Annotated in this window: 7 protein-coding genes; 3 read left to right on the plus strand and 4 right to left on the minus strand. The window is 71.7% G+C overall.

The window, feature by feature from the left end:
* Positions 1-1,790 precede the first annotated feature (1,790 nt).
* Together GPJ59_RS31405 and GPJ59_RS31410 are read right to left on the minus strand one after the other, a co-directional pair.
* Positions 1,791-2,981 carry a hypothetical protein gene (locus GPJ59_RS31405; RefSeq protein ID WP_219671314.1) on the minus strand — a complete coding sequence of 397 codons (1,191 nt, stop codon included), beginning with the start codon at positions 2,979-2,981 and terminating at the stop codon, positions 1,791-1,793.
* A 138-nt stretch (positions 2,982-3,119) separates the two neighbouring features.
* Positions 3,120-3,653 (minus strand): dihydrofolate reductase family protein, encoded by a 534-nt coding sequence (locus GPJ59_RS31410; protein WP_219671315.1) that lies wholly within the window; start codon positions 3,651-3,653, stop codon positions 3,120-3,122.
* A gap of 141 nt (positions 3,654-3,794) precedes the next feature.
* Here GPJ59_RS31410 and GPJ59_RS31415 point away from each other — a divergent pair, with 141 nt between their 5' ends.
* Positions 3,795-4,433: a putative glycolipid-binding domain-containing protein gene (locus GPJ59_RS31415; RefSeq protein ID WP_219671316.1), complete on the plus strand. Its 639-nt coding sequence runs from the start codon at positions 3,795-3,797 to the stop codon at positions 4,431-4,433.
* A 115-nt stretch (positions 4,434-4,548) separates the two neighbouring features.
* Entirely contained in the window at positions 4,549-5,037 is a 489-nt protein-coding gene (locus tag GPJ59_RS31420; RefSeq protein ID WP_258025207.1) for an excalibur calcium-binding domain-containing protein, read from the plus strand.
* A 28-nt stretch (positions 5,038-5,065) separates the two neighbouring features.
* Here GPJ59_RS31420 and GPJ59_RS31425 read toward each other — a convergent pair whose 3' ends face one another.
* Complete coding sequence (locus tag GPJ59_RS31425; RefSeq protein WP_219671317.1) at positions 5,066-5,560, minus strand: MarR family winged helix-turn-helix transcriptional regulator; 495 nt, start codon at positions 5,558-5,560, stop codon at positions 5,066-5,068.
* Positions 5,561-5,789: 229 nt separating this feature from the next.
* Between GPJ59_RS31425 and GPJ59_RS31430 the strand changes: the two genes are divergently transcribed.
* A complete protein-coding gene (locus tag GPJ59_RS31430; protein ID WP_219671318.1) occupies positions 5,790-6,140 on the plus strand; it encodes a peptidase inhibitor family I36 protein in 351 nt (116 codons plus the stop codon).
* A gap of 68 nt (positions 6,141-6,208) precedes the next feature.
* Here the strand turns inward: GPJ59_RS31430 and GPJ59_RS31435 are convergent, their stop codons facing one another.
* Positions 6,209-6,706, minus strand: coding sequence for a nitroreductase family deazaflavin-dependent oxidoreductase (locus GPJ59_RS31435; RefSeq protein ID WP_219671319.1), 498 nt, complete (start codon positions 6,704-6,706; stop codon positions 6,209-6,211).
* Between the last annotated feature and the right edge of the window lie 251 nt (positions 6,707-6,957).

Genomic DNA, 6,957 nt, shown 5'->3' on the forward strand with positions numbered 1-6,957 from the left:
GCGTCGCTTGCGCGATGTCGCTGCGCTCCACCCTTGACTCCGACCACCGCCCCGCCCAGCCAACAGACCGGCGAGCAGGCACCGGGGAGGGATGGCAGGGGGGAGCTGTTGCCCTCAGGCTCCGCGACGACGCCCGGACCGAAGCCCCGCTGTGCGGAATCGCGCCCTTCGGGCGGGAGCCCCTTCGTCCTATGCCCCGGCCGGCAGGCCGAGGGCGGTCTGGGCGCATCCGATCGCTACGCGCTCCGGCCGTCTCAGCGTCCCCGCCCCGTCTGTGGCCGTACATAGACCGCCATCGATCGCTACGCGCTCCGGCCGTCTCGGCGTCCCCACCCCGCCTGTGGCCGTACATATGCCGCCATCGATCGCTACGCGCTTCGGCGGATGGGCGACTGCGGGCGGGGCGGGCGACTGCGGGCGCGGCGGGTGACTGTGGGCGGGGTGGCCGACTGTGGGCGGGGCGGGTGACTGTGGCCAGTTCGGTGCGAGTTGCCCCTGGGCGGGGACGTCGACTCCTTCCCTCCCCCCTTCCCGTCGAGCCTTCCTCTGTCCGTCCGATGGCTCCTTCGGGGACCTTTCTCCCCCCCGTCGGGGACCTTTCTCCCCTCGTCGGGAGTCCTTCCCCCCGTCGGGGGTCCTTCTCCCCCGGTCGGAGGGCCTTCTCGCCGATCAGGGGTGTGGGAGAGGGGAGTGGGGGTGTGGGAGAGGGGAGTGGGGGTGTGGGGGAGGGGAGTGGGGGTGTGGGGTGCGGGATCTGCGTCCTGGATTGCAGTCACCCCCTCCTGTGCACGCAAAGAGGCCGCAAGATGCCCTAATTGCACCAGTTTGGAAGGCGGGTGGAGGGGTGGGTGGGGGCCTGTCGGCAATAGAGTGCCGGACGGTCGGTCCTCCGGGGACAGGACTGCCCCCGGATCTCCCTCCGGACGCCTTCCGCCCCCGTCCGGCGCCTTGCGGGCCGTCCTTCGTTCCCGCCATCAGCCCGCCCGGCGGCCCTCCGGGGGACAGGACTGGCCCCGGACTCCGTCCGGCGCCGTCCGGACGCCGATGGACTGCCCGGTGGCCCCCACTGCCCTGCTGCGCCTGCCGCAACTGCCCCTCGCAGCCTGCAGTCGCCGGTCGGTCGGAGCGCGTAGCGATCGATGGCGGCCTATGCACGGCCACAGGCGGGGTGGGGACGCCGAGACGGCCGCAGCGCGTAGCGATCGGATGCGCACCGACCGCCCTTGGGCTGCCGGTCGGGGCCCGTGCGCAACGGAGGCGTCCCGCCCGCAGGGCGCGATACCGCACAGCAGGGCTCCGCTCCAAGCGTCATCGCGGAGCCTGAGGGCAACAGCTCCCCCCTGCCATCCCTCCCTCGGTGCCTGCTCGTCAGTCTGTGTCTGGGTGGGGCGGTGGTCGGTGTCAAGGGTGGAGCGCAGCGACATCGCGCAAGCGACGCCCGAAGGGCGCTCTTGACGCCGGCCGCCGACCCGCACGGACGATGGACTGGCGGGCAGACACCGACACCCCTCCGACCAGGCCCGACAGGAAACACACCCCCTCGGGTCAGCCTCCACCCCCCGAAGCCCCACCCCCCAGCGGACATGCCCCCTCGGGGCAGCCCGGGGAATTGATCCCGCTCAAGCGGAACAAACCGCCTCGGGTCAGCCTCCACCCCCGAAGCCTGCCTCGTCGCGGGCGAACCCCCTTGGGTCAGCCCGGGGAATCGACCCCGCCCAAGCGGGACAAACCTCCTCGGACCAGCCCCACCCCCCGAAGCCCCGCCCCGGCGGCCCCCCCGGCCCCCCGCCTCAGCCCGCCGCTGGGTGGTCCTTCTCGTAGTTCGTCAGGACGCAGCCGTCGACCTGGGCCTTCTCCACCCGGTAGCCCGTCGGGGCGCGGAAGCCGGGTTCGCAGTTCAGGTACAGGAACTGGGCCTGGTAGAGGCCGAAGCGGACGGACCAGCTCGTGCTCTCCACCGCGACGTTCTGGCCGACCAGCAGCTTGCTGGTGGTGGCCTGCAGGCGGCCGTCCTTCAGGTCCTCCTGCTGCGCGGCCTTCGCCCTCGTCTGCAGGGTCTTCATGTCGCTGACCGTGCTGATCCAGTTCAGGTTGTGGGCCCGCCGGTCGCCTGCGAACTCGCCGCAGACCGCTCGTTCCTTGATGCCCCACCCCCGCCAATTGCTGTCGTTGACAGCCGGGTTGTAGTCGATGGAGCGGGTGTCGATCGCCTCCGCGTCGGTGGACATGTTGGTGCAGTCGACCGTGTGCGGGTGGATGATCTTCAGCAGTTCGGCGAGGTTGCTCGCCCGCGCCAGCCCCAGGCTGCCCTCCTTGGGCTGGCCGAGATCGCCGTTGGGCCCTTCCTGCGGCCGCTCGAAGTTCGGGCTGCCCTTCCCGTCCGAGCTGTTGACGAAGTCGCTGAGGACGCATCCCTCCACCAGGGCCGGCTCGCGCTTGTAGCCCTCGGGGACGGCGAAGCCCGGATTGCAGTACAGGATCCGCAGGTCCGAGCGGGAGAGGGCCAGGGTCGTCTTCGTCTTGGTCGGGGTGATCGCGTACGTCTTGCCGACCATCACCCGGCTGAACAAGCCGTACGAGCCCTCCCCGCCCGCGATCCTGTCCATGACGCGCTGCTTGTAGCGCGTCTGGAACTCCTTCATGTCCGAGGCCATGTAGAAGACGATCTCGCCCCGCTCGGTCCGGTCGCTGCACACGCCGCGCTCGGTGACCGACCACTGTCCGACCGTCGTGAAGTCGGTCAGCGGGAGCCGGTGGTCCTTCGGGTTCGTGCTCAGGTCCTCGCAGGAGGCGTACTGCTGGACGTACCGCTGGGCGTCCGCGATGGTCTTGGCCTTCGCCCCCTCGGCCACCGCCGCCTCCTTGGCCGTCGGTCCCACCGACGGGGGCGTGGCCGGCTTGGCCGGCCCGCCTCCGCTGTCCTCGCACGCGGTGAGGGTGGCGAGGACGAGAGCCGCTGCGAGTATCCGCTTGATGCGCATGAAGTGCTTTCCTCAGGGGCGGGCATGGGGAGTGGCGTGGACATGCTAGGCGTCGCCCGTCGGAATGATCAAAAACCGCCGCAGCGACGGGATTTCGCCCCGCCGCCGCCCGCTTCACGCGCCGACTCAGGCGCCGCCTCAGGCGCGGTCGCGGACGTACGTCGTCTGCATGAAGCCCGCGTCCAGCACCTTGGCCGCCGTCAGCCGCAGATCGACGTCCCGGTCGAGTGCGCCGTAGAGCGGGATCCCGGATCCGATCAGGACGGGGGCCGTGGTGATCGTGATCTCGTCCAGCAGGTCCTCGCGCAGGAACGTCTGGATGAGCTGCCCGCCGTCCACGTACACGCGCTGCGCGCCGGAGGAGGTGAGGTGGGCCAGCAGGTCGTCCAGCGTGCGGTGGACGGTGACGCGCGCGTCGTCGGTGGTGAGGGTGCTGCTGAGGACGGCGACCTGCTTGCCCTCGTACGGCCAGAAGCCGAAGGTCAGGACCTTCTCGTACGTCTTGCGCCCGAGGGCGAGGGTGTCTATCCCGGCCAGGAACTCCAGATATCCCGTGTCCCCGGCCTCCGCGCCCCGCGTGGTGAGCCACTCGATGTCGCCGTCGGGCCGGGCGATGTAGCCGTCCAGGCTGACCCCGATGGTGACGGCGGTGTGGAAGGTGCGGTCGGTCATGAGGCCATTCCCTTTCGGTCCCTTTCGGTCCTCTCGGCGGCGCCGCCGAGGTAGGGAGGGCGCCGGAGGGCGGCCTGCCAGTCTACGACTCGGGCCGGTCGGGGCCGCGGGTGCGGGCGGTCGGTTGGCTAGGTTGGCGGGATGACCGAACTGAGGGTGCTGAGCTGGGAAGTCATGGCCAGTCGCGGGTTCGAGACCGCCTGGGTCGAGCTCGGTGGCGGGGCCGCCGGTGGCGCCCCGCGCGGCGGGCTGCGGGCGCGTGGGCGGGCGGTGGGGACCGAACCCGCGCCGTACTGGATCTCGTACACGCTGGAGACCGACGAGGACTTCGTCACCCGGCGCCTGCACGTGACCGCCGAGGACGCCGACGGGGCGCGGGAGCTGGATCTGCGCCGCAGTGGGAGTGGGAGCGGGAGCGGGAGTGAGGGCGGCGCGGACCTGGCGGGTGGGGCGGCGCGGTGGACCGCCGACGGGGAACCGCTGCCGGGCCTCGACGCCGCCCTCGACTGCGACCTGGGTCTGTGCCCGCTCACCAACACCATGCCGGTACTCCGGCACGGCCTGCTCGACCGGCCCGGTGAACGTCAGCTGCTGATGGCCTGGGTGGCGGTGCCCGAGCTGACGGTGCACCCGTCCCGCCAGACGTACACGCATCTCGGCCGGACCGGAGGCGGCGGCGCCCGCGTCCGGTACGCCTCCGGGGACTTCGTGAGCGACATCGAGTTCGATGCCGACGGGCTGGTGGTCGACTACCCGGAACTGGCGCATCGTCTGACGTGAGCACAGCTCGGTAACGACCGCATGCGCGCGGTCCGGCGGGTGACACGATGGCGCCCCGCTCCGCTCGGGGACCCGCGAGCCGGGGCCCCTCCCTGCCCGCCGGAAGGAAACGCGCATGCCGCTCACGCCGCTCACACCGCTTACGCCACCCACCTCGCCCACCTCGCCCACCCCGCTCGCGCCGTCGTCCTCCTCGCGCCGCCGGCTCGGTCCGCGCAGGCGGGCCGTCCTCACGTACGGCGGCATAGCCGTCGCATGCCTGGTCGCCGCCGTCGGGTGCGGAACGTCCACGCCGAAGGCGAACGCCGGGCCTGCGCCCACCGTGACCGTGACGGCCACGGTCACCGCCGCCGCGCCCGATCCGGTGCCGACCGCCACGGTGACCGCCACGGCGACCGTCACGGCCACGCCGGCCCCCGCGCCGACGGTCACGGTCACCGAGGAGGCCGAGTCGGGTGGCAGCGGGGGCGGAAGCGGCAGCGGCAGCGCGTACTACCGGAACTGCACCGCGGCGCGTGCGGCCGGCGCCGCCCCCGTCCGTAGGGGCGATCCGGGCTACGGCCGGCACCTCGACCGCGACGGCGACGGCGTCGGCTGCGAGTGAGCCGGGGGCGCGCTGCTGAGGCAGCGGGTCAGCTCTGCTGCGCGTAAGCGGTCTCGACGTTCTCGATCATCCGGCGCAGGACACGGAGGGTGATCACGTAGTCCTCGTCGCTGACGCCCGTGTGGACCCGGTCCCGGAGGCCGTGCACCAGCTCGCGGATGCGGCCCATCGCCGCCTGCCCGGAATCGGTGACGGTGAAGCGCTCCTCGGAGTCGATGGACAGCCAGCCTCGGTGGACGAGCTGGTCGAGGGCGCGGGATATCTCGTACGGGCCGTCCGCCACGGAGGCGAGGTCCGCGACGACCGCCGCGCGGGTCGCGCCGTCGCGGCCCGCGGCCCCGACGACGCGGTTCAAGCTCCACCACTGCGGCTGCGTGACGTCGATCCGCGCCATCGCGTCGCGGATCAGCCGGATGACGGCCTCGTGGGCGGCCCCACTCCAGTACCCGATCGGCTGGCTCGGCAGCATCTCGTCGGTGGCGGCGGGGTTGGCGGGGGCGGGAGGTGTCGTCGTTGAGGTCATGGGGCCGACGCTAGGACCTCGACCGTGGTTGAGGTCAACCACCCGCCGGCAGGTCCCCCGTGGCCTGTCGGGCCGGGTGCGTGGATGTGTGGGTGTGGGCTGATCGGGTGGTTCGGGGTGCGGGGGCTGGCATGTCCACCGACGTGGTCACGATCATGGTCTGCGTCTCGCCCCCTTCGGGTCCCGCACTCCGCACCACCCCCACTCCACCCCCCCCACGGAGGCTTCCATGAAGCTGCGTTCTCTGGCGTTCGCCGCCGCCGTCTCGCTGGCCGCCCTGCTCCTGCCCGCACCGAGTTCCTCGGCGGCCGCCGCGATCCCGTCGTGTCCCGGCGGCTCGATCTGCTTCTACTCGGGCAAGGACTACGGCGGCCAGAGCTGGGAGTGGACCTCGCGCAGCGGGTACCGCGACATGCCGAACTATCTGCACGACAAGGTGAGTTCGTTCGTCGCGAGCACGGACGCCTGCTTCTACAACTGGCAGCCCAAGGAGCGCCGCACGGTCTTCAACGGCGACCACCGCCGCGACTACCGCGGCGACTTCGGCGGCCGGATCGATGCCGTCGCCGCGAACTGTTAGCCGGTACGCGCAAGACGTGCAGGGCGTGCCGAAGCAGACGTGCAGGGCGTGCCGAAGCCGGCGCGACGCTACTGCGCGCGTTCGAAGAGGACCAGCGGGATCTCGCGTTCCGTGCGCTCCTGCTCGTCCTCGTACGCCGGCCAGAGCCCGGTCATGATGCCCCAGTACGTGTCGCGTTCGTCGGCCGTGGCCGGGCGGCCCTTGGCTGCGAACACGTCGGCGCCGATCTGGAGGCGGACCTCCGGGCAGGCCAGGAGGTTGCGGTACCAGTCCGGGTGGTCGGCCGAGGAGCCGCCGGAGGCGGCCGTGATGTAGACGCCCTCGTCCTCGCCGTAGATGAGGGCGGTGCGGTACGCCCGGCCGGTCACGCGCCCGGCGGTGGTGAGCAGCAGGGTGGGGACCCCGTGCCAGATGTGGCCGTCGGTGCCGGCGGTGGCGGCGTACGTGGTGACGTGGTCGCGCTGCCAGCCGGGGTGGGGGTCGGCAGGGTGGTCCCAGTCGGTGGCGCTGGGCCGGAGGGCGTCGTGGTCCAGGTCGGTGGCGCGGTCCCTGTCGGTGGGGTGCATGAGCGTTCCTGCCCTTCCAGGAGCGGGGGAGCGGGGAGGGGAAGAGGGGAAGAAGGGGGTTGCGGGGGTAACGACGGGCCGGGGCCCAGCGTCACGTTTCTGCGCCCCCGGGTGGAGCGGACGGGGGGTGAAAGCTGCTACAGGTTTTCTAGTCATTCATAGTCATCTCTAGTCGCATATCCCGACTATCTTGGCCTTGTGAAGCTTTCGGAGTGGGCGCGTCAGCAGGGCGTGAGCTACCAGACCGCCTG

Origin of the sequence: Streptomyces bambusae, assembly GCF_019400985.1 — a bacterium.
GTDB lineage: Bacteria > Actinomycetota > Actinomycetes > Streptomycetales > Streptomycetaceae > Streptomyces > Streptomyces bambusae_A.